The organism is Parablastomonas sp. CN1-191, assembly GCF_049354825.1.
GTDB lineage: Bacteria > Pseudomonadota > Alphaproteobacteria > Sphingomonadales > Sphingomonadaceae > Novosphingobium.
The window spans coordinates 397086-418466 of the sequence record NZ_CP186480.1; the positions used below are offsets into that span (position 1 = coordinate 397086).

General features: G+C 67.8%; 24 protein-coding genes, 1 tRNA gene and 2 pseudogenes. 18 read left to right on the forward strand and 9 right to left on the reverse strand.

Annotated features, from left to right (window positions below; all coding sequences use genetic code 11):
• Nucleotides 1-49 precede the first annotated feature (49 nt).
• From ACOYW6_RS01985 to ACOYW6_RS02025, 9 genes and pseudogenes are all read left to right on the forward strand, one after another.
• Entirely contained in the window at nucleotides 50-3262 is a 3213-nt protein-coding gene (locus ACOYW6_RS01985) for an intermembrane phospholipid transport protein YdbH family protein (protein ID WP_423142157.1), read from the forward strand.
• A gap of 47 nt (nucleotides 3263-3309) precedes the next feature.
• Nucleotides 3310-3528 (forward strand): YnbE family lipoprotein, encoded by a 219-nt coding sequence (locus tag ACOYW6_RS01990; RefSeq protein WP_423142158.1) that lies wholly within the window; start codon nucleotides 3310-3312, stop codon nucleotides 3526-3528.
• Nucleotides 3529-3548: 20 nt separating this feature from the next.
• On the forward strand, nucleotides 3549-3947 hold the full coding sequence (locus ACOYW6_RS01995) for a YdbL family protein (protein WP_423142159.1): 399 nt from the start codon (nucleotides 3549-3551) through the stop codon (nucleotides 3945-3947).
• A gap of 135 nt (nucleotides 3948-4082) precedes the next feature.
• Nucleotides 4083-4400 (forward strand): AtpZ/AtpI family protein, encoded by a 318-nt coding sequence (locus ACOYW6_RS02000; protein WP_423142160.1) that lies wholly within the window; start codon nucleotides 4083-4085, stop codon nucleotides 4398-4400.
• A 35-nt stretch (nucleotides 4401-4435) separates the two neighbouring features.
• Entirely contained in the window at nucleotides 4436-5221 is a 786-nt protein-coding gene (locus ACOYW6_RS02005; RefSeq protein WP_423142161.1) for a F0F1 ATP synthase subunit A, read from the forward strand.
• Nucleotides 5222-5267: 46 nt separating this feature from the next.
• On the forward strand, nucleotides 5268-5495 hold the full coding sequence (locus ACOYW6_RS02010) for a F0F1 ATP synthase subunit C (RefSeq protein ID WP_423142162.1): 228 nt from the start codon (nucleotides 5268-5270) through the stop codon (nucleotides 5493-5495).
• A 43-nt stretch (nucleotides 5496-5538) separates the two neighbouring features.
• A complete protein-coding gene (locus tag ACOYW6_RS02015) occupies nucleotides 5539-6030 on the forward strand; it encodes an ATPase (RefSeq protein ID WP_423142163.1) in 492 nt (163 codons plus the stop codon).
• Nucleotides 6023-6607, forward strand: a complete 585-nt coding sequence (locus tag ACOYW6_RS02020; RefSeq protein ID WP_423142164.1) for a hypothetical protein — start codon at nucleotides 6023-6025, stop codon at nucleotides 6605-6607. Before ACOYW6_RS02015 ends, ACOYW6_RS02020 begins: the two co-directional genes overlap by 8 nt.
• A 75-nt stretch (nucleotides 6608-6682) precedes the next feature.
• Nucleotides 6683-7339: pseudogene (locus ACOYW6_RS02025) on the forward strand (MIP/aquaporin family protein).
• Here ACOYW6_RS02025 and gloB read toward each other — a convergent pair.
• From gloB to aroA, 8 genes are all read right to left on the reverse strand, one after another.
• Nucleotides 7336-8097, reverse strand: a complete 762-nt coding sequence (gene gloB, locus ACOYW6_RS02030) for a hydroxyacylglutathione hydrolase (protein WP_423142165.1) — start codon at nucleotides 8095-8097, stop codon at nucleotides 7336-7338. The pseudogene ACOYW6_RS02025 and the gene gloB sit on opposite strands and share 4 nt — an antisense overlap.
• Nucleotides 8098-8207: 110 nt before the next feature.
• Nucleotides 8208-9917: a 30S ribosomal protein S1 gene (gene rpsA, locus ACOYW6_RS02035; RefSeq protein ID WP_423142166.1), complete on the reverse strand. Its 1710-nt coding sequence runs from the start codon at nucleotides 9915-9917 to the stop codon at nucleotides 8208-8210.
• Nucleotides 9918-10144: 227 nt separating this feature from the next.
• Complete coding sequence (locus ACOYW6_RS02040) at nucleotides 10145-10369, reverse strand: hypothetical protein (RefSeq protein ID WP_423142167.1); 225 nt, start codon at nucleotides 10367-10369, stop codon at nucleotides 10145-10147.
• On the reverse strand, nucleotides 10366-10707 hold the full coding sequence (locus ACOYW6_RS02045; protein ID WP_423142168.1) for an antitoxin Xre/MbcA/ParS toxin-binding domain-containing protein: 342 nt from the start codon (nucleotides 10705-10707) through the stop codon (nucleotides 10366-10368). Before ACOYW6_RS02045 ends, ACOYW6_RS02040 begins: the two co-directional genes overlap by 4 nt.
• The gene (locus ACOYW6_RS02050; RefSeq protein WP_423142169.1) at nucleotides 10704-10883 is read right to left on the reverse strand and encodes a hypothetical protein; all 180 of its coding nucleotides are present in this window, start codon (nucleotides 10881-10883) and stop codon (nucleotides 10704-10706) included. Before ACOYW6_RS02050 ends, ACOYW6_RS02045 begins: the two co-directional genes overlap by 4 nt.
• Nucleotides 10884-11018: 135 nt before the next feature.
• Nucleotides 11019-11657, reverse strand: coding sequence for a (d)CMP kinase (locus ACOYW6_RS02055; RefSeq protein WP_423142170.1), 639 nt, complete (start codon nucleotides 11655-11657; stop codon nucleotides 11019-11021).
• Nucleotides 11654-11902 carry a CBU_0592 family membrane protein gene (locus ACOYW6_RS02060; RefSeq protein ID WP_423142171.1) on the reverse strand — a complete coding sequence of 83 codons (249 nt, stop codon included), beginning with the start codon at nucleotides 11900-11902 and terminating at the stop codon, nucleotides 11654-11656. Before ACOYW6_RS02060 ends, ACOYW6_RS02055 begins: the two co-directional genes overlap by 4 nt.
• On the reverse strand, nucleotides 11899-13239 hold the full coding sequence (aroA, locus tag ACOYW6_RS02065) for a 3-phosphoshikimate 1-carboxyvinyltransferase (protein WP_423142172.1): 1341 nt from the start codon (nucleotides 13237-13239) through the stop codon (nucleotides 11899-11901). The genes ACOYW6_RS02060 and aroA overlap by 4 nt, the downstream gene beginning before the upstream one ends.
• A gap of 147 nt (nucleotides 13240-13386) precedes the next feature.
• Here aroA and ACOYW6_RS02070 point away from each other — a divergent pair, with 147 nt between their 5' ends.
• The 6 genes and pseudogenes from ACOYW6_RS02070 to ACOYW6_RS02095 all read left to right on the forward strand — a co-directional run bounded on the left by ACOYW6_RS02070 (nucleotide 13387) and on the right by ACOYW6_RS02095 (nucleotide 16914).
• Entirely contained in the window at nucleotides 13387-13710 is a 324-nt protein-coding gene (locus ACOYW6_RS02070; RefSeq protein ID WP_423142173.1) for a TIGR02300 family protein, read from the forward strand.
• A 93-nt stretch (nucleotides 13711-13803) separates the two neighbouring features.
• Nucleotides 13804-13879: transfer RNA gene (locus ACOYW6_RS02075), tRNA-Ala, on the forward strand.
• A 110-nt stretch (nucleotides 13880-13989) separates the two neighbouring features.
• On the forward strand, nucleotides 13990-15435 hold the full coding sequence (gene ffh / locus ACOYW6_RS02080; protein WP_423142174.1) for a signal recognition particle protein: 1446 nt from the start codon (nucleotides 13990-13992) through the stop codon (nucleotides 15433-15435).
• A gap of 34 nt (nucleotides 15436-15469) precedes the next feature.
• A pseudogene (rpsP, locus tag ACOYW6_RS02085) lies at nucleotides 15470-15922 on the forward strand (30S ribosomal protein S16); the annotation flags it as partial.
• A gap of 153 nt (nucleotides 15923-16075) precedes the next feature.
• Nucleotides 16076-16597, forward strand: a complete 522-nt coding sequence (rimM, locus tag ACOYW6_RS02090) for a ribosome maturation factor RimM (RefSeq protein ID WP_423142175.1) — start codon at nucleotides 16076-16078, stop codon at nucleotides 16595-16597.
• Complete coding sequence (locus tag ACOYW6_RS02095; RefSeq protein ID WP_423142176.1) at nucleotides 16594-16914, forward strand: hypothetical protein; 321 nt, start codon at nucleotides 16594-16596, stop codon at nucleotides 16912-16914. Before rimM ends, ACOYW6_RS02095 begins: the two co-directional genes overlap by 4 nt.
• Here the strand turns inward: ACOYW6_RS02095 and ACOYW6_RS02100 are convergent.
• Complete coding sequence (locus tag ACOYW6_RS02100; protein ID WP_423142177.1) at nucleotides 16911-17786, reverse strand: hypothetical protein; 876 nt, start codon at nucleotides 17784-17786, stop codon at nucleotides 16911-16913. The genes ACOYW6_RS02095 and ACOYW6_RS02100 overlap by 4 nt on opposite strands.
• A gap of 62 nt (nucleotides 17787-17848) precedes the next feature.
• Here ACOYW6_RS02100 and trmD point away from each other — a divergent pair, with 62 nt between their 5' ends.
• From trmD to ACOYW6_RS02115, 3 genes are all read left to right on the forward strand, one after another.
• Nucleotides 17849-18586 (forward strand): tRNA (guanosine(37)-N1)-methyltransferase TrmD, encoded by a 738-nt coding sequence (trmD, locus tag ACOYW6_RS02105; RefSeq protein WP_423142178.1) that lies wholly within the window; start codon nucleotides 17849-17851, stop codon nucleotides 18584-18586.
• A 5-nt stretch (nucleotides 18587-18591) separates the two neighbouring features.
• Nucleotides 18592-18963 carry a 50S ribosomal protein L19 gene (gene rplS / locus ACOYW6_RS02110; protein ID WP_423142179.1) on the forward strand — a complete coding sequence of 124 codons (372 nt, stop codon included), beginning with the start codon at nucleotides 18592-18594 and terminating at the stop codon, nucleotides 18961-18963.
• 149 nt (nucleotides 18964-19112) lie between these two features.
• Nucleotides 19113-21314, forward strand: coding sequence for a DPP IV N-terminal domain-containing protein (locus ACOYW6_RS02115; RefSeq protein ID WP_423142180.1), 2202 nt, complete (start codon nucleotides 19113-19115; stop codon nucleotides 21312-21314).
• Nucleotides 21315-21381 lie beyond the last annotated feature (67 nt).

Consider the following 21381-nt stretch of genomic DNA (forward strand, 5'->3'; position numbering starts at 1 on the left):
GGATCGCTGCATTGCCTTCGCGTGGAGAGGCGCGCAAGTCTATGGGGCAATGGCGGAAAGCGAACTCGATCCTCCGGTAGCCGGCCCCGAAGCTGTCCAGCGCCGCTGGTGGCGGCGTTCGCGCGGGCGCACCGCGCTGGTGGTCGCCTTGGGCGTTCTGGCTCTGCTGCTGGGCGGGGTCTGGCTGATGCGCTATGCCATCGCCGACCACTTCATCACCGGGCAGCTGCGCACGCGCGGCATTCCGGCCACGTACAAGGTCGCCCGGATCGGCCTGCGCACCCAGATCATCGAGGACCTGGTGATCGGCGATCCGGCGCACCCGGACCTTACCGTCAAGCGCCTGACCGTGCTGCTCAACCCCCGGCTGGGCATCCCGACCCTGGGAAGGCTGGTGGTGGAGCAGCCGCGCCTGGTCGGGTCGCTCAGCAACGGCACGCTCAGCTTTGGCAGTCTCGACAAGGTGCTGTTCGGGGGACCGAAACGCACATTCCGCATGCCGAACCTCAACCTCGCCATACATGACGGGCGCGCGCTGATGCGCACCGACTGGGGACCGGTCGGCGTGAAGCTGGAGGGCGCGGGCAAGCTACGCGAGGGGTTCGCCGGCATCGCCGCGATCGCCGCGCCGCGGCTGGTCACGCCGGGCTGTCGGATCGACGGCGGATCGCTTTACGGGGCGATTTCGGTCCACGGCGAAAAGCCTTCGTTCGGCGGGCCGCTGCGCGCCGCGCGGCTTGAGTGCCCGGGCGCGCAGCTCAGCGTCGCGGGCGCGGCGGTAACCGTGCAGACCCTGATCGATGCCGATCTGCAGGGCGCCAAGGGCACCGCCACGATTGTCACCGGCCCGGCCTCGCAAGGTGGCCGCTCGGCGCGGACCCTCAACGGCACCTCGCGGGTGTCGTTTCGCAAGGGCAGCATGACCGCGACGTACGACGTCAAGGCGGCCGGGGTTTCGGGCGGCGAGATCGGGGCGGGCGAACTGACGCTGGACGGCACGTTCCGGGCGCGCAATTCGTTCGCCCGGATCGACATCGACGGCGGTATCGCCGGGCGCGACGTGCGGCTGGGAACGACGGTCGATTCGGCATTGGGAACGCTCCAGAACGCCGGCCAGGACACGCTGCTGGCGCCGTTGGTGGCGCAGATGCGCGCAGCGCTGGTGCGCGAATCGCGCGGCTCGACGCTGTCGGGCCGCTACATCGTCCGCCGGACCGGCACCGCCATCAGCGCGGTCATCCCGTCGGCCGGGCTGATCGGCGGCAGCGGCCAGCCGCTGGTAACGCTGAGCCGGCTGCAATTCGGCAGCGCCCCCGGGTCGGCCCCCAACCTGTCGGGCAACTTCGCCACCGGCGGCCCGGGCATCCCGCGGATCGAGGGGCGGATGGAAGCGCCCAGCGGACAGCCCACGCTGATACGGATGACGATGCCCGAATACCGTGCCGGCACGTCCAGCCTGGCGCTGCCCGAACTGGTCGTGGCGCTGGCGGGCAACGGCGGGATCGGCTTCGGCGGCCGGGCGGTGCTGTCCGGGCCCTTGCCGGGCGGCAGCGCGCGCGACCTAGCGGTGCCGCTGGACGGGACCTACTCGCGCGGCAACGGCCTGTCGGTGTGGCGGCGCTGCACGCGGATTTCGTTCGCCTCGCTGACGTACGCCAACCTCACGCTCGACCGCCGGGCGCTCACGCTGTGCCCGGGCAAGGGCGGGGCGATCCTGCGCAGCGACGCGCGTGGCACCCGCATCGCCGCAGGGGCGCCGTCGCTGCAACTGAGCGGCCACCTTGGCGCGACGCCAATCCGGATCAGCAGCGGCGCGGTGGGCTTTGCCATCCCCGGCGCGATCGCGGCGCGCACGCTCGACGTCTCGCTCGGCCCGGTCGATCGGCCGGCGCGCTTCACGATGTGCAATCTGACCGCCAACATCGGCAAGGACATCTCCGGGCGCTTCGCCGGCACCACGGCCAAGCTCTATTCGGTTCCGCTGGATGTCGTCGATGCCAGCGGTTCGTGGCGCTATGCCGCCGGGCGGCTGTCGATCGCGAGTGCCGATTTCCGCCTTGTCGATCGCAGCGCCAACCCACGCTTCCAGCCGCTGGCGGCGCGCGGTGGATCGCTGACGCTGTTCAACAACGTGATCGATGCCAAGGCGACGCTGCGCAATCCCAGGAGCGACCGGATCGTCACCGACGCGGCGATCCGCCACAACCTGGCCAGCGGCGTCGGCTACGCCAACCTGGCCGTGCCGGGCATCCTGTTCGACAACCGGCTCCAGCCCGCCGACGTGACGCGGTTGGCGCTGGGCGTGATCGCCAACACCAGCGGCACGCTTTACGGCAAGGGGCGGATCGACTGGAGCCCGCGCGGGGTTACTTCGACCGGCGATTTCAGCACTGACGGGCTCGACTTCGCGGCGGTGTTCGGCCCCGTGCGCGGTGCCCGCGGCACCATCCACTTCAGCGATCTGCTGGCACTGGAAACACCTCCGGGACAAGTGCTCCACGTCGATTCGGTCAATCCCGGCATCGAGGTCACCGACGGGGTCGTGACCTTCCAGCTCAAGCGCGGGCAGATCCTCCAACTCGAAGGCGCGACCTGGCCGTTCATGGGCGGCACGCTGAAGCTGCTGCCGGTCACCTTCAACCTCGGCACCTCCGAAGTGCGCAAGTACGTGCTGGTCGTCAGCGGGCTAGACGCGGCGCAGTTCATCGCCCGCATGCAGATCACCGGCTTTTCCGCGACCGGCATCTTCGACGGGCAGCTGCCGCTGGAATTCACGCCCGGCGCGGGCGGTCGGATCGTCGGCGGCTTCCTCAGCGCGCGGCCACCGGGCGGCAACATCGCCTACGTCGGACCGATGAGTTTCAAGGACAAGGGCTTCATCGCCAACTTCGCCTTCGAGGCGCTGCGCAGCATCGACTACCGCGCGATGACGATCGCCATGGACGGCGCGCTGCAGGGCGAGATCGCCACTCGCATCCGCTTCGACGGTGTCCACCAGGGCGCGACGGCGAAGAAGAACTTCATCACCAAGGCGTTCGCCAAGCTGCCCTTGCAGGTCAACCTCAACATACGGGCGCCGTTCTATCAGCTGATCACGACGCTCAAGGCGCTCAACGATCCGTCCTACGTCAAGGACCCGCGCGACCTCGGCCTGCTCGACGACGAAGGCCGTCCGATCCGCCGCCAGGTCACCGGCCCGCAAGTCCCGCCGGCGACCAAACCCACCGACATTCAGCCTCCAGCAACCAGGACCGTGCCATGACAAGCCATCGATTGACCTGCCGCCAAAGCGGTGTGACTGTGGTCGCCATGGAGCGGAAACCCGGACGCGGAAGGCAGGCGAACCGGTGCGTCGTGGGCGCGCTGGCGGCGGTGCTGGGTGTTGCGATTTTGAGTGGCTGCGTTTCGGTCAACGCGCCGGACAAGCCGATCGTGATCGAGCTTAACGTCAACATCCAGCAGGAAGTGGTCTACCGTCTCGCGCCCGACGCGGCCGAGACGGCAAAGAAGAACGCGACGGTGTTCTGATGAAGGATCGGACAAGCACGATGAGATGCCTCAATCCCGGTTTTCTCCTCGCCGCCGCCACGGCGCTGGCGCTGGTGGCAAGCCCGGCGCTGGCGCAGCGCGACCCGGCCTACCAGGCGGCGCGTTCGAACGGCAGCGTGGGCGAACTGGTGACCGGCTATCTCGGCGTCGTCGGGCCGGGCAGCCCGGCGCTGCGCGCCATGGTGGAGGACATCAACATCCGCCGGCTCGACATCTTCGTGCGCCGCGCCAGGGCGAACCGCACCACGGTCGAAAACTATGCCTTCACGATGGGCTGCCGCAACATCGCCAACACCGCGCCGGGCGAAAAGTACCAGGCGCCTGACGGCACCTGGCAGACGCGCGGCCCGGGCGAACCGCGCCGCGACAGTCGGTGTCCCAGGGTGATCGCGGACTGAGCGGGGACCGGCCCGCCCGGTCTGGTTGACTCGGCCTATACCCCACCCTAAGGGGGCGGCGCCCTCGGCAGGCGACCGCCGGGCGTGCCGTTTTTTCGCGTGGGTCAATTCCCCACAAAGGCGTGGAGCATCGGCATGAACGACGACAAGCCTGCACCGGAACCCATCGGCGAGGATGTGCGGATCGATGCGCTGGAAACGCGGCTGAAAGCCGCGCGGACGCGCGAAGATCAACGCATCAAGCCGGCCGGCGGCGCGGAATCCAATGCGGACTATCGCATGGGCAACCGCGTGCTGGCCGAACTGATCGGCGGGATCGGCGGCGGTGCGTTCATCGGCTGGGTCATCGACCGTTTCGCCGGAACGTCGCCCTGGGGTCTGTTGGTGGTGATGGCCCTTGGGATCGTCGTCGCTTTCAGGAGCATCATCCGAATGGCCTCGCCCAAGCCCTGACCGGGCAGCGATCGCCGACAAGAGAGTTTTTGCACGTGGCCGAACAGGGCAAAGTCGACCCCATGCACCAGTTCGCGATCGAGCCCCTGTGGGGGACCGATCACTGGTCGATCGCGGGCTACAACATCGCGTTTACCAACTCCGCGCTGTGGATGCTGATCACCACCGTGGTCCTGACGCTGTTCGTGCTGGGCGGCAACAAGCGCGCGCTGGTGCCGGGGCGCTGGCAGATGGCGGTCGAAAGCTTCACCGGCTTCATCGACAACCTGCTGGCCGCAAATGTCGGCCCGGCCGGGCGCAAGTACGTGCCCTACATCTTCTCGCTGTTCATGTTTATCCTGTTCGCCAACATCCTGGGCCTGCTGCCGCTGGCGCTTGTCGGCGCGCATCCGTTCACGGCCACCAGCCACTTCACCGTCACCGGCGTGCTGGCGATCCTGTCGTTCTCGATCGTTCTGATCGTCGGGTTCTGGCGCCACGGGCTGCACTTCTTCTCGCTCTTCGTCCCGCACGGCACGCCGCTGTGGCTGATGTGGCTGATCCCTGTGATCGAGCTGGTCTCGTTCCTGGTCCGCCCCTTCAGCCTCGGCCTGCGTCTGTTCGTGGCGATGATGGCCGGACACGTGCTGCTGGAAGTGCTGTCCAGCTTCGTCATCAACAGCGCCAATTCGGGTCCCTTCTGGGGCACCATCGTGGGCGTGCCCAGCTTCGTGCTGATGGTCGCGATCCAGGCGCTGGAACTGCTGGTCGCGGGCATCCAGGCCTACGTCTTCGCCCTGCTCACGTCGCTCTACTTGAACGACGCCGAAAACCTTCACTAAAGCCGTTTCGTCACACACCAAGTTTCAAGGAAAAGGAGTTTCTACCATGGACGCAGCCAGCGCAAAGCTGATCGGTGCCGGTCTTGCCGCTATCGGTGCCGGCCTCGCCGCCACCGGCGTGGGTAACGTGTTCGGTTCGTTCCTCGAGGGCGCGCTGCGCAACCCGGGTGCGGCCGACGGCCAGCAGGGCCGCCTGTTCATCGGATTCGCGGCCGCCGAACTTCTCGGCCTGCTGTCGTTCGTCGTCGCGATGATCCTGATCTTCGTCGCCTGATTGTCAGGCCGGGGGGCGACCCCCGGCCACCAGGAAAACCCAGATGCCTCAAATCTCGCAGCTTGCCGCGACCTATGCCAGCCAGATCTTCTGGCTGATGGTCTGCTTCGGCTTTGTCTTCTTCGTCATCGGCCGGGGCACCGTTCCCAAGGTGATGGAGACGGTCGATGCGCGCGACAAGCAGATCGCCGGTGACCTTGCCGCGGCCGAAGCCGCGCGGGCCGCCGCCGATGCCGAGGAGGCAGCCTGGCGCGAAACCGCGAACCGGCAGCGTGCCGATGCCCAGGCGCTGATCGCCAGGGCCAAGGCCGATGCCGCCGCGGCAACCGAAAAGACGCTCGCCAAGGCGGGCGAAAAGGTCGACGCGACGCTCGCCGCCGCCGAGGCCCGCATCGCCGCCGCGCGCGAAGAAGCGCGCGGCGAGATCGAAACCGTCGCCACCGAGGCGGCGGCCGAAATCGCCCTGCGCGTCGCCGGCGCGAAGGTACACAAGACCGCCGCCCGGGCGGCGGTGAAGGAAGCGCTCAATGGCTGATACGACCGTAGCCGCAGCCGCCGAACAGCCGACCTTCAAGCACGCCGACCGGGGCGAGACGCTGGCCGAAGGCCGTGCCGACCTGCACCATCCCGAACCGTCCGCATTGGGCCTGGGGCCGGGTGCCTGGGTGGCGCTGGCGATGGCGGTGCTGATCGGCATTCTTATCTGGAAGAAGGCGCCCGGCGCGGTGACCGGCGGGCTCGACAGCTCGATCGCCAAGATCCGCCAGCAGCTGGACGAAGCCAAGGCGCTGCGCGCCGAGGCCGAGGCGCTGCGCGCCGAGTACGCCAGCAAGATCGCCGGCGCCGAAAAAGACGCCGCCGAGATGCTCGCCCACGCGAAGCATGAGGCCGAAGCGATCGTTGCCAAGGCCGAGGCCGACAGCACCGCGATGATCGCGCGGCGCGAAAAGATGGCGCAGGACAAGATCGGCGCTGCCGAGCGCGCCGCGGTCGACGAACTGCGGGCCCAGGCCGCTGACGCCGCAACCCGCGCCGCGGCCGTGCTGATTGCGCGCAATCACTCGGCGGAGGGGGACAAGGCACTGGTCGACGAGACCATCGCCGGGCTTTGAGCGAAGTTTCGAGAAGGTGACAGAAATGCGGGCGGCCGGTGAAACGGCCGCCCCTTTTTGTTCGGGGGAGCGGGAATGGAGAATCGGCTGTTGCGCGCGGTCCTGGCCGAAGCGACCGGAAGCTTCTTGCTGTTCGCCGGCGTGGTCGGGTCGGGCATCATGGGGGAGCGGCTGGCGGGCGGGAACGCCGCGGTCGCGCTGCTGGGCAACTCGATCGCGACCGGTGCGATCCTCTACGTCCTGATCGCGATGCTGGCGCCGCTGTCGGGCGCGCATTTCAATCCGGCCGTAACCCTGGCGATGGCGGGGCGGGGCAGCTTTCCCTGGCGGCGGACGGCCCCGTGGATTGCCGCGCAGGTGCTGGGCGGCGTGCTGGGCGTGATCTGCGCCAACCTCATGTTCGGCTTGCCCGCGGTGGAATTCTCGCATCACGCGCGCAGCGGGCCCGGGCCGTGGCTAGGCGAAATCGTTGCCACGACCGGACTGGTGCTGACGATCCTGGGGACCTCGCGCCACCGCCCCCAGGCGATCCCGGCAGCCGTCGCGCTTTATATCGTCGCTGCGTACTGATTCACCTCGTCGACCAGCTTCGCCAATCCCGCGATCACGCTGGCGCGCAGCTTGTCGGATACCTTCGCGGGGATCGCGCCGGCGGACGTGCCGGGCTTCGTGGTGGCGCAGCTTGCCGGCGCAGCGATCGGCGCGCTGCTCGGCAAGGCCTTGTTCGACTAGAAATTGTCCTTGGCGGCGCGCAGTGCGCCGAACGTCGCGGACGCGTCGCCGCCACCCCAACGTGCCGCCAGCGCAGCATCGTCGGCGCGCAGGAAGGGATTGGCGGCGAGCTCCTTGTCCAGGCGGGTTGGCACCGTTGGCGCCCCGCGTGCTCGGCGGTCGCCAACCTCGGCAGCGTAAGCCTGAAGCGCCGCGTTGTCCGGATCGGCGTGGAGCGCAAACTTTGCGTTCGAAGCCGTGTATTCATGAGCGGAATAGAGCACCGTTTCGGCCGGCAACGCCTTGAGCCGCGCCAGGCTGGCCCAGAACTGGCCGGGGGTGCCTTCGAACATCCGTCCGCAGCCGAGCGGGAACAGCGCGTCGCCGACGAAGGCCAGCGTGGCAGCGGGGAGGTGATAGGCGATGTGGCCCATCGTGTGACCGCCGACGTCGATGACCTCGGCCTTGTAATCGCCGAGTGAAACGGTGTCGCCGGCGCTCAGCTCGCGGTCGATGCCGGCGATCCTGGGCGCGTCGACTTTCGGGGCGGAGATCGTGCAGCCGGTCGCCGCCTTGATCGCCTCGTTCCCGCCGGCGTGGTCGGGATGCCAGTGGGTGTTCCAGATCTGCGTGATCCGCCAGCCCCGGGCGGCGGCCTGGCGCAGGTATTCGTCCGCGTCTGGCGTATCGATGCAGGCGGTCTCGCCGCTGGCGGTGTCGTGGACGAGGAAGCCGTAGTTGTCGGACAGGCAGGGGAACTGGTGGACGATCAGGGTCATGGGCCGAAGGTAGTCGCTTCGCGGGCAAAGAAAAAGGCCCGCCCCGAATGGGGCGAGCCTTTCCTTGTCATCCCGTGATCCCCGCGAAGGCGGGAATGCGAACGGTCAGATCACTTCTTGCCCTTGAGCGCTTCGCCCAGGATGTCGCCCAGCGAGGCGCCCGAGTCCGACGAACCGTACTGCTCGACCGCTTCCTTCTCTTCGGCGAGCTGACGTGCCTTGACCGAGAAGTTTGGCTTCTTCGAACGGTCGAAGCCGATGACCATGGCGTCGAGCTTCTGGCCGACCTGGAAACGGTCGGGACGCTGCTCGTCGCGGTCGCGGCCCAGGTCCGAACGCTTGATGAAGCCGGTGGCGCCATCGTCGCCGGCCTGGACTTCCAGGCCGCCGTCGCGGACTTCCAGGATGGTCACGGTGACGACCTGGTTCTTCTTCAACGAACCGCCCGCGGCAGCAACGCCGCCGGCAGCCGGGGCGCCCTTTTCGAGCTGCTTCATGCCCAGGCTGATGCGCTCCTTCTCGACGTCGACATCGAGAACGATCGCGGAGACCTGCTCACCCTTGCGGTGCAGCGCCAGCGCGTCCTCGCCCGAGATACCCCAGGCGATGTCCGACATGTGGACCATGCCGTCGACGTCGCCGTCGAGGCCGATGAACAGGCCGAACTCGGTGGCGTTCTTGACTTCGCCCTCGACCACGGTGCCCACCGGGTGCTTCTCGGCGAAGTCTTCCCACGGGTTGCCCTGGGCCTGCTTGAGACCGAGGCTGATGCGGCGCTTGTCGGCGTCGACCTCGAGCACGATGACGTCGACTTCCTGCGACGTGCTGACGATCTTGCCGGGGTGGACGTTCTTCTTGGTCCACGACATTTCCGAGACGTGGACGAGGCCCTCGATCCCCGGCTCCAGCTCTACGAATGCGCCGTATTCGGTGATGTTGGTGACCACGCCGTGCAGCTTGGCACCGACCGGGTACTTGGCTTCGACGCCTTCCCACGGATCGCCCTCGAGCTGCTTCATGCCCAGCGAAATGCGCTGCGTGTCCTGGTTGATGCGGATGATCTGCACCTTGACGGTGTCACCGATATTGATGACCTCGCTGGGGTGGTTGACACGCTTGTAGCTCATGTCGGTGACATGCAGCAGGCCGTCGATCCCGCCCAGGTCGACGAACGCGCCGTAGTCGGTGATGTTCTTGACGACGCCGTCGATCACCTGGCCTTCGGACAGGTTCTGGATCAGGCCAGAACGCTGTTCGGCGCGGGTTTCTTCGAGGACGGCGCGGCGGCTGACGACGATGTTGCCGCGGCGGCGATCCATCTTGAGGATCTGGAACGGCTGCGGCACGTCCATCAGCGGGGTCACGTCGCGGACCGGGCGGATGTCGACTTGGCTACCGGGCAGGAACGCCACGGCGCCGTCGAGGTCGACAGTGAAGCCACCCTTGACGCGGCCGAAGATCACGCCCTCGACGCGCTTGCCTTCGCCGAACTCGCCTTCCAGCTTGTCCCAGGCGGCTTCGCGGCGGGCGCGGTCGCGGCTGAGCATCGCCTCGCCTTCCGAGTTCTCGACCCGGTCGACATAGACTTCGACTTCATCGCCGACCGACAGGCCGTGCGGCTGGCCGGGCATCGCGAATTCCTTGAGGGGGACGCGGCCTTCGCTCTTGAGGCCAACGTCGATCACCGCCTTGTCGCCTTCGATCGCGGTGATGGTGCCCTTGACGACGCGGCCTTCAAAGCCGCCAGTGCCGGCAGCGCCGAGCGTTTCGTCGAGCAGCGCGGCAAAATCGTCGCGCGTGGGAGTGGCAGCAGTTGCCATCTATTGTCTTCCTTCAGTCATGTTTCCGGCCAGGCGGTTGTATCCGCCGGTCTTCCTCCGTGCAGCGCGGGATTGCGCCTTTCCCGGTCAGGGAAAGTTTGTGCACGGGCCAAAAGGGCCGCGTCTCTCCGCCGGGCCGGATGCCGCGGCGAAGGTCCGTTTCAGCAGGTGCTTTCGGGACGCCGCGCGCCTAGGCGCAAAGCCGCGGAAATGCAAGCGTGCTGGGGTCAGGCCCAGCCGCGCAGGCGCGCAAAGGCGTAGCGGGCGACTTTGCCCTCGATCATCTTGCCCTTGAACTTGCGGCGAAGTGTGTCGGCACCGTCGCTGGTGCGTGCGACGACCTGGCACCCGCCGCCGGGCAGCTGTTCAGACGCGCTCAGCGGCACGCCTTCCTTTTCGGCCATGGCAAGGGCGGCAGGCAGTTCGATCGAAAGGTTGATGGCGCGGCTCATGCGGCGGCTCCCTGGCTGCGAAGGCGCATCGCGTCCTCGATGGATTGGAACCCGGCTTCGCTGGCCATCGCGATGTCGAGCGGACGGCCGCCGAGCGCGGTGTCCTCGGTGTTGAGAAAGGCCATCGCCGCGTCGCGGCCGCCCAGCAGTTCGAATGCGCGGCGCACGATCAGGCCCTGACGGCCGGCATGCTCGCTGTCGAGGCGCGGAGTGTCACTGCGGCGAAAGCGCATGGTCCGCGGCTTGCCGGCGCCGGGCGCATCATCCGAAGCGGCAGGCACGCCGTCCGGCACGTCAACGGCAGGAACCTCGTCGGCGGGGTGCTGAGCGCTGCTCACGCGGCGCAGGCCCAGCCACGCGCCGCGGCGGCGCCGCTGCCCTGCTGGATCGCAGCGATGCGGCGGCCGAAGCCATCGGCCAGCGAGCGGTGATAGCGACGCTGCCCCAGGTCGTCGGTGCCGTCGGCGCGCATCGTCGACAGCTGATAGCGGAAATAGAGTTCGTTGAGGTCCATCGGCGTGTGGCTCCCGATCAATAGCGGGAGCACGGCGGTCTCTCTGTCACGGACGATGCTTTGATCGAAGCCCGCGATGGCGCCGCTGTAATCGAAAAAGCCGAATAAGCAAGGAAATTCGCCGGTAAGGGCCGATCAGAGCCGATCGGTTCGACCCTTCCGCGCCGCTTCGACCATGGCGATGGCGGCGGCGATAGCGGCGTCGCGCGACAGCTCGGAGGTGTCGAGCAGGACTGCGTCGGGCGCGGCTACGAGCGGCGCCTCGGCGCGTTTGCGGTCGCGCTCGTCACGCGCTGCCAGCTCCGCCGCGATGTCGGCCATCGACACATCGCGGCCTTGTTCCTGCATCTCGGCGAACCGGCGGCGGGCGCGGGCCTCGACGCTGGCGATGACGAAAAGCTTGGCTTCGGCCTCTGGGGCGATGACGGTGCCGATGTCGCGCCCGTCGAGAACGGCGCCGCCGGGCTGCAGGGCGAAAACGCGCTGGCGCTGAAACAGGCACTGGCGGACAGCGGGATGGACCGAGACGCGGCTGGCAAGGCCGCCGGTCGCCTCGTTACGCAGTTCGGGATCGGCCAGCAGCGCATCGGGAAAACCGCAGGCAAGAACGGCATCGTCCACCCGGTCCGGGTCGCCCCCGCTGGCTGCGCACTGGTAACCCACGGCGCGGTAAAGTAGCCCGGTGTCGAGGTGGGGGAGGGCGTAATGGCGTGCCAGCGCCGCCGCGATGGTGCCTTTGCCCGAAGCCGTGGGCCCGTCGACCGCGATGATCACGTGGCCCGCGCTTTCAGCGCCTTGACCAGGCCCCAGATCGCAATCGCCGCCCAGAACCCTTCCAGAACCAGGCTCGCTGGGTTCATGTTGACGAGCAGTGACACCGTCAGCAGCGCCGCCCCGGCCAGGTTGACTCCGTGCTGCACAAACGGGTTCGGCGTCTTGCGGCTGGTGATATACCAATAGGCGAAGACGATGCAGGCCATGCCGATGAAGCCGGCGGCGTTGGCGGCGGTTTCGTTCATGACTGCTCCCCGGCCTGCGCCTGCTCGAGAAGCGCCTCGAAGGTCGGGAAGCTGGTCGCGACCGGGCGCATGTCATCAATGCGGACGCCGCCGCGGCTGGCCAGGCCAGCGACCGCCAGCGCCATGGCGATGCGGTGATCGAGATGGGTCGCGATCGGCCCGCCCCCTGGCAGCGGGTCACCGCCGGTGCCCTCGATCACTAGCCCGTCCTCGCACTCTGTGACACGCGCGCCGACGCGCTCGAGCGCGCGCGCCATTACTGCTAGGCGGTCCGATTCCTTGACGCGCAGCTCGTCCAGGCCCCGTGTCGTCGTGGTGCCCGCGGCAAGCGCAGCGGCGACGAACAGGACCGGGAACTCATCGATCATGCTCGGCGCCACCGCCGGGTCCACTGCTATGCCCGTCAGGGCCGAATGACGAACGCGCAGATCCGCGACCGGTTCGCCGCCGACGTCGCGGACGTTTTCCTCGACGATGTCGCCGCCCATTGCGCGCAGCACCGAGACCAGCCCCGTGCGGGTGGGATTGATGCCCACGTTTTCGATTGTCAGTTCGCTGCCCGGCACCAGCAGCGCGGCAACGATGAAGAACGCCGCAGAGCTGGGATCGCCGGGAACGACGATGTCCTGTCCCGTGAGCTCGGCCTCTCCCGTCAGGTAAATGGCGCGGTCACCGTTTTCCTCGCAGACGTCCAGGTCCGCGCCGAAGCCACGCAACATCCGCTCGGTGTGATCGCGAGTGGCGACCGGCTCGATCACGGTGGTCGTGCCGCGGGTGTTGAGCGCGGCAAGGAGAACCGCGCTCTTGACCTGCGCGCTGGCGACCGGGAGCCGGTAGGTAATCGGCACCGGCAGGCTTGCGCCGCGCAGGATCAGCGGCAAGCGGCCACCGGGCGAACTGTCGAAACCGGCACCCATCAGTGACAGCGGCTCGGTCACGCGCGCCATCGGGCGCTGTGAGAGGCTGGCGTCGCCCACAAATGTGGCAGTGATTGCGTGAGTGCCGACCAAGCCCATCAGCAGGCGGGTCGACGTGCCCGAATTGCCCATGTCGATCGCGTGGTCCGGCTGCAGCAACCCGCCGACGCCAACCCCGTCGACGCGCCAGGTGCCATCGCCAGGACGCTCTATTTGCGCGCCCATCGCCCGCATCGCCGCGGCCGTTGCCAGAACGTCTTCGCCCTCGAGGAGGCCGGTGATGCGCGTTTGGCCCAGCGCCACGGCGCCGAACATCAGCGCGCGGTGGCTGATCGACTTGTCGCCGGGGACGCGCACGCGGCCGCGCAAAGGGCGGCCGGTGGAAAAGGTGCGGGGAAAGGGCTGTGTGGTATCGGTCAAGGCGCGCGGCTTTTGACAGCGGGGGTGCGCTATGGCAAGGCGCCGCCGCACGAGCGTGCCGTGGGCCTTGCGGGCCCTCCGCGCCGTTCCCATCAATGCATTTTCGCGCGCCTCCATGCTGGATGCGCCGCTGGACGAAGGACTGACATGGTCAAGGCTGAATGGGGCGCCAAGCACGGCTGCCCGAAGTGCGGCACCCGCTTTTACGACCTGGGCAAGGACGACCCGGTGACCTGCATCGAATGCGGTCACGCCTGGGCTCCCGATCCGGTGCTGAAGTCGAAGCAGCCGATTCCCTATGAGGAGGTCCAGAAGGACAAGCCGGCTGAAACCGCTGACAGCGACCTGGCCGAGGAAGAGGATCTGGACATCGACGAGGACGGCGATTCGCCGGACAACGACGTCGACCTCGGTGGCGACGACGACCTTGGCGTGGGCGTCGACGACGACGACAACGCGGACGACAATTAGGGTCTTGCCAGCGCGGGAGCGGCCCCATAAAGGGCTGCCTCCCGCCCGGCAGGGCAGGACGGCGGCCTCCCAGGGCCGCGATGAAATGGTCACGGGGCCTTAGCTCAGCTGGGAGAGCGCCTGCATGGCATGCAGGAGGTCAGCGGTTCGATCCCGCTAGGCTCCACCATTTCGCGATTACGGATACCGCCACGTTCCGGCGTGGCATCGAATACTGAACTGACCGCTGGCTGACGAGGTTTCGTCCGCCGGCGTTTTTGGCGTTGGAGCGAATCTAGGATGTTCGATACTCTTTCAGACCGGCTTGGCGGCGTTTTCGAGCGTCTGCGCGGGCGCGGTGCGCTGAAAGAGCAGGACGTGCGCGACGCGATGCGCGAAGTGCGGATCGCGTTGCTGGAAGCCGACGTCGCGCTGCCGGTGGTGCGCCGCTTCATCGACGAGGTTACCGAAAAGGCCGTTGGCCAGTCGGTGCTCCGTTCGGTTACGCCCGGCCAGCAGGTCGTCAAGATCGTCAACGACGCGCTGGTCGATATGCTGGGGGGCGACGAGGTCCACGGCCTTGATCTCAATGCCGCGCCGCCGATCGTCATCATGATGGTCGGCCTGCAAGGCTCGGGCAAGACGACGACGACCGCCAAGCTCGGCAAGCTGCTCAAGGAAAAGCACGGCAAGAAGGCACTGATGGCGTCGCTCGACGTCAACCGCCCGGCCGCGCAGGAGCAGCTGGCAGTGCTGGGCGATCAGGTCGGCGTCGCGACACTGCCGATCATCGCGGGGCAGATGCCCGTCGATATCGCTACCCGCGCGCTTGCCGCGGCTAAGCTGCAGAACGCCGACGTCTTGCTGCTCGACACTGCTGGGCGCCTCCACGTCGACGACCAGCTGATGGCGGAGATGAAGGCGGTCGCCGGGATCGGCAATCCGCACGAAACGTTGCTGGTGGTCGATTCGCTGGCCGGCCAGGATGCGGTCAACGTCGCCAAGACCTTCTCCGACAACATCGCGCTGACCGGCGTCGTGCTGACCCGGATGGATGGCGATGCGCGCGGAGGCGCGGCGCTGTCGATGCGGGCGGTCACTGGCCAGCCGATCAAGTTCGCCGGCATGGGCGAAAAATTGGACGCGCTCGAGGCGTTCAGCCCGGCGCGCGTTGCCGGGCGCATCCTGGGGATGGGCGATGTCGTCTCGATTGTCGAGAAGGCGGCCGCGGCGATCGACCAGGAAGACGCCGACCGCATGGCCGAGCGCATGGCCAAGGGTCAGTTCGACATGAACGACCTGCGCCAGCAATTGCGCCAGATGCAGAAGATGGGCGGCCTCGGCGCGCTCGCGGGCATGCTGCCGGGCATGAAGAAGGCCAAGGCGGCGATGCAGCAGTCCGGCATGGATGACCGCGTGCTGCTGCGCATGGACGCGATCATCGGGTCGATGACGACCAAGGAACGTGCGCGCCCCGACCTGCTCAACGCCAAGCGCAAGATCCGTGTCGCCAAGGGCTCGGGCGTCCAGGTCCAGGACGTCAACAAGATCATCAAGATGCACCAGGAAATGGAGCGCGCGATGAAGCAGATAAAGAAGATGGGCGGCCTCAAGGGCCTGGGCGCGCTGTTCGGCAAAGGCGGCGGCGGAATGGGCGGCGGCGGTGCCGGCGGGCTGGGCGGTCTGCCCGGGCTTGGCGGTTCGTCTGGCGCACCGGCGAACCTTGGCGATCTTCTCAAGAAATAACGTTCAACACATTCAAACCTGAAGGAATAATCGAATGGCAATTTCCCTGCGTCTGTCGCGTGGCGGCTCCAAGAAGCGCCCCTATTACAAGGTCGTTGTCGCCAATGCCCGCGCCCCGCGCGACGGCAAGTACCTGGAACAGGTCGGCACCTATAACCCGCTGCTCGCCAAGGACGACGATAACCGCGTCCGCCTGGTCGAAGACCGCGTGAACTACTGGCTGGGCGTCGGCGCGCAGCCGACCGACCGCGTCGCGCGCATGCTTGACAAGGCTGGCATCAAGGAGCGCGCCGCCACCACCAACCCCAACAAGGGCGAGCCGGGCAAGAAGGCCAAGGAACGCGCTGAGGACCGTGCCACCAAGGCGCGTGAGGCCGAGGAAGCCGCCGCCGCTGCGGCCGCCGCTCCCGAGCCGGAGGTGACCGAGGAAGCCCCCGCCGAGGCTCCGGCCGAGGAAACGACTGCCGCCGAGGCTCCGGCCGAGGAAACGACTGCCGCCGAGGCTCCGGCCGAGGAAGCCGCTGCTGCCGAAGCGCCCGCCGAGGACGCCAACGAGGCGACGCCGAACAGCGACGCTGGCGACACCCCGGCCGAAGCCGCGGGCGAGAGCTCGCAGGAAAACGCCGAGGGTTGATCTCCGGTGCCTGAAGGCAAGGACACGCGCCCCGTCACGCGGTCCGGTGAGGTGGTCCTGGCCGCCGTCACCGGGGCGCACGGCGTGACGGGCGAGGTCCGCCTCAAGCTGTTCGGCGAAGGCGTGGCGGGTTTAAAGCCTCACCGCGCCTTCAACGACGGCACGCTGACCGCGGCGAAGATCAAGGACGACGGCAAGGGCGGCGCCATCGCCCGCTTCGCCGAAGTGACCGACCGCACCGCCGCAGAGTCCCTACGCGGTACCGTCCTGACCGTGCCGCGCGCCGCGCTGCCGCCGCTTGGAGAGGGCGAATACTACCACGCTGACCTGCTGGGCCTCGCCGCCGTCCGTGATGACGGCGCGCCGCTCGGCACGATCGTCGCGGTCGAGAACTACGGCGCCGGTGACGTCATCGAGATCGCGCGCGCGGATGGGTCGCGTTTCATGGTTCCGCTTCGCGAGCCTGCAGTGCCGGGCTGGGACGCTGAACAGATCACCGTGGCCGCCGGGTGGGACGACGCATCGTGACCGACCTGTCGACGCTGGTCGCGGTGCTGTTCATGGTCGCGATGATCGCCGCGATCAGCGCAGCCCTGGCCATCATCCTTTCATTCCTGATGCCGCTCTGGTCGCTGCGCCGCCGCGTGATCGTCGCGGCGCTATGCGGCGGCTTTCTGCCGATCGTGCTTCCTGTCGCCCTGATTGCGCTGGAGTCCGTCGGCGAAGAACTGGCGATCGTTACCGTGACGCTTTCGCTGTCCGCGCTGATGGGCGCAACCGTGATCGGCTTGCCGGTCGCACTCTTTGCCAGCCGCCGTACCGATCGACGGCGCGCGCGCGACTAGCCGGCCTTGCGGACCGGCCCGGCGAACTCTGCCACCGCTTTGCCGAACGCCTTCATGTCGAAATTCTGCGGATCGTCGTGGGCATCCGGGATCGTGGTATCGACGGTATTGTGCTGCGCCGGAACCAGCCAATGGCCGGCGCGCGCGCTGGCGTAGACGTAGAGTGCGCCCAGCATCCTGTACTGCTCCCTGGTGAAGCCGGGCTTCGGGCCGTAGGTGTGGCCCCGGTCATGGTAGCCTTTCATGAAGCGGCGCGGCTGGACGGTCTCGATATGAACGAAGCGGCCGCGCGCGGTCGTGCCGACGACACGGCTTTCAAGCTTGGTGGCGCGCCACGGCTCCTGGAAATCGTGACCCGCCCAGATCTGCCCGACGCGGTTGAGGAAGATGTGCGCGACCGGTTCGGGCGCGATCTCCTTGCCGATATAGCGATCGAACGAATTTACATTGAGGTCGCGGTTCAGGTGCGGCGGGAAGGGTTTTTCGCCCAGGAACGGCTCGCTGGTATCGTGGATCACGAAGTACATCAGCGGCAGCCTGCCTTCGGTGACCGAGGTGGGGTCGGCGGCGTGGAGCGCGGCGTAATCGCGATAGGGTTCGGGAAACGCGGCGATGGCCGCCTGCTTCATCGCCTCGCTGGGCGGATCGCTGCGCGTCATCAGATCCGCGATGATCGGCGGCAGCGGCTGCGGCGTGCGGACCGCCAGCGGGCCGACGTGACGCAGAAGGCAGGTCGCCTGTTCCAGCTTTGTGCCCGCGAACGTCAGCGTATCGCGGTCGAACCGGCATTCGCCGATCCCCTCGGCCCGGGCGGAGCCCGAAACGGCGATGGGAGCGAGCGCGAGCGCGGCGGCGGTCAGGAAACGCAGCATGGTGCCAGCCTATCGGCAGCGGGCCGACTTGCAAACCCGCGCCGTCGCGGCAAAGGACGGCCATGACTTTTGCCGCGACCGTCCTGACCCTTTACCCCGAGATGTTTCCCGGGCCGCTTGGCGTCAGCCTGGCGGGGCGGGCTCTCGCCGAGGGTACGTGGACGCTCGACACCGTTCAGATCCGCGATTTCGCGGCTGACAAGCACCGCACCGTCGACGACACGCCCGCCGGCGGCGGGGCCGGCATGGTCCTCAAGGCCGATGTCCTGGCCGCCGCGATCGACCACGCCCGCACGCTGGTGCCCGATGCACCGGTGCTGGCGATGACGCCGCGCGGCAAACCGCTGGCCCAGGCGCGCGTGCGGGCGCTGGCGGCGGGACCCGGCGTCACTATCCTGTGCGGCCGATTCGAAGGCTTCGACGAGCGGATCTTCGCGGCCCGCGAGGTGGAGGAAGTGTCGGTCGGCGACGTGATCCTGTCGGGCGGAGAGCCGGGCGCGCTGCTGCTGCTGGACGCTTGCATTCGGCTGCTTCCCGGCGTAATGGGCGCGCCTTCCAGCGGGACTGAGGAATCGTTCGAGAACGGCCTCCTCGAGTATCCGCACTATACCCGCCCGGTGGAATGGGAAGGGCGCACGATCCCCGAAGTGCTGCGATCGGGGGATCATGCGAAGATCGCAGGCTGGAGGCGCCTCCAGTCCGAGATCGATACACGGTCACGCAGGCCGGATCTTTGGGAGCGTCATGACGGCGCTCGGGTCCAGTCTGCCTCTGGCGCGCAGCGACCGAAGAAGGACTGAGACCAGTGAACCTGATCCAGCAGATCGAAGCCGAGGAAATCGCCAAGGCCGCCAAGGACATTCCCGAATTCCGCCCGGGCGATACCGTCCGCGTCGGCGTGAAGGTCATCGAAGGCGAGCGTGCCCGCGTCCAGAACTATGAAGGCGTGTGCATCGCGCGTTCGAACAAGGGCATCGGCAGCAACTTCACCGTTCGCAAGATGAGCTTCGGCGAGGGCGTCGAGCGCGTCTTCCCGCTCTATTCGCCGAACATCGACAGCATCGCCGTGGTCCGCCGCGGCGTGGTGCGTCGTGCCAAGCTTTACTACCTGCGCGGCCGCACCGGCAAGCGCGCCCGCATTGCCGAGCGCCGCGACGTGCGCACCACCGAGGGCTAAGGCCCACTGGCGCGCCTGCGCACAACCGCTAGAGAGAGGGGCGCCCCGGCATCGGCCAGGGCGCCCCTTTTCGTTCGGAGCCCAGACACTTGCGCCATGCCGCCCTCTTCCTCGCCTCGCTCGCCGCGTCGTCCGCACTTGTTGTCCCGATGAGCGGCCACGCCCAGGAAGCGGCACCGGCCGCCGCCCCCGCGCTGACGTTCGAGCGCGTCTTCGCCAGCCCAAGCCTGGACGGACCGGCGCCGCGGGCGATGAAACTTTCGCCCGACGGCCAGTGGCTGACGCTGCTTCGGCCACGCAGCGACGACCGTCTGCGCTACGACCTGTGGGGTTACGAACGGGCCACCGGACAGTGGCGGATGCTGGTCGATTCGCTCAAGCTGGGCAGCGGCCGCGAGTTGTCCGAGGCCGAGAAGATGCAGCGCGAGCGCCAGCGGATCGGCGACCTGAAGGGCATCGTGACCTACTCGTGGACCGCTGACGGCAGGGCGCTGCTGGTGCCGGTCGACGGCGTGCTCTACCTCGCCGGGCTCGACGGCAGCCAGCGCAAGCTCGATGGCGCGGGCGCCGAAGAGGGGGGAGGAGCGCTCAACCCGGCGCTGAGCCCCAAGGGCGGCTACGTTTCGTTCGTCAAGGACCGGCGGCTGTGGGTCGGCGCGCTCGGCAAGGCGCCGGGTGCGGTGACCCCGGCGGAGGCGGCCGAAACCGTCCACTGGGGCGAAGCCGAATTCGTCGCCCAGGAAGAGCTGGACCGCTCGACCGGCACGTGGTGGTCGCCCGACGACAAGCGCATCGCGGTTGAACGCTTCGATGAGGCGCCGGTCAAGGTGGTCACCCGCGCCGCCATTGGCGCCGACGGGACGCGGACCTTTGACCAGCGTTATCCGGCCGCTGGCACGCCCAATGCCGACGTTTCGCTTCACCTCGTCGATCCTGACGGCGGGCGGCCGGCCACGGTCGACCTCGGCGGGCGCAAGGAGTTCTATATCGCACGGGTCGACTGGGCGAAGGACGGCGGAACGCTCTATGTCCAGGTTCTCGACCGGGCGCAGTCGAAGCTGGACCTGCTGGCGGTCGATCCGGCGACCGGCAAGAGCCGCGTGCTGTTCACCGAAAACGCCGCCAAGGGCGCGTGGATCAACGTGATCAAGGGCGCATCCTACAAGTGGCTCGCCGACGGCAGCCTGGTGTGGACCAGCGAGCGCAGCGGGTTTGCCCACCTCTATCGCTACAAGAACGGCAAGTGGACGGCCTTGACCAGGGGCGACTGGCCGGTGACCGGCCTGCTCGGCGTCGACGAGGCGGCGGGCAAGGCGTTCTTCACCGCGATGAAGGACGACCCGCTGGCGCCCAACGTCTACAGCGTCGACTTCAAGGGCGGCTCCCCCGTCCTGCTGAGCGAGACCGGTTTTGCCAACGCAGCGACAATGGACGGCAAGGGCCAGACGCTGATCGTCACGCGCTCCAGCCCTGACCAGCCGCCGCAAAGCTATCTGGCGGGTCCCGACGGCAAGCGGGTGACCTGGATCGAGGAGAACCGGGTCGAAGGGCAGCATCCTTATGCGCCCTACCTGGTCAGCCACCGCGAGACGCGCTTCGGCACGCTAAAGGCCGCGGACGGCAGCGTGCTCCATTACCGGATGATCGCCCCGCCGCTGGTTGCGGGCAAGCGCTACCCGGTGTTCTTCAGCCATTACGGCGGCCCGCACAGCCAGGTGGTGACGCGCGGCTGGGGCGGCGCGCTGCCCCAGGCGATCGCCGACAAGGGCTACATCTATTTCGAGATCGACAACCGCGGCTCGGCCAACCGCGGCGTCGCGTTCGAAAAGCAGATCAGCCACGCGATGGGCAGCGTCGAGGTGGCCGACCAGAAGGTCGGCGCCGATTATCTGAAGACGCTTCCCTATGTGGACCCTGCCAAGATCGCGACGTTCGGCTGGTCCTATGGCGGCTACATGACCCTTATGATGCTGGCGCAGGACCCGGGCGAATATGCCGCCGGGATCGCGGTCGCGCCCGTCACCCGGTGGGACCTTTACGACACCGCCTATACCGAGCGTTACCTCGGCGATCCGCGCACCGTGCCCGAAGTCTACAAGGCGACCAGCCCGTTGACGGTCGCGACGCGGATCAAGGACCCGCTGCTGGTGATCCACGGCATGGCCGACGACAACGTCGTGCTCGACAACACCACCGCGCTGGCCGGCGCGCTGCAGGACGCGGCGGTCCCGTTCGAGATGATGCTGTACCCTGGCAAGACCCACGCCATCGCCGGACCGAAGGCGCGCCAGCACCTTTACGAAGGTGTGTTCGCCTTCCTGGCGCGGCACGGGGTGACCCCGCCGGAATAGGCGCGCTTTAGCCGCCAGCAGACCTATTCGCCTTGCCCTGCGGGCGCCATTCGCTACGGGAGGCGCC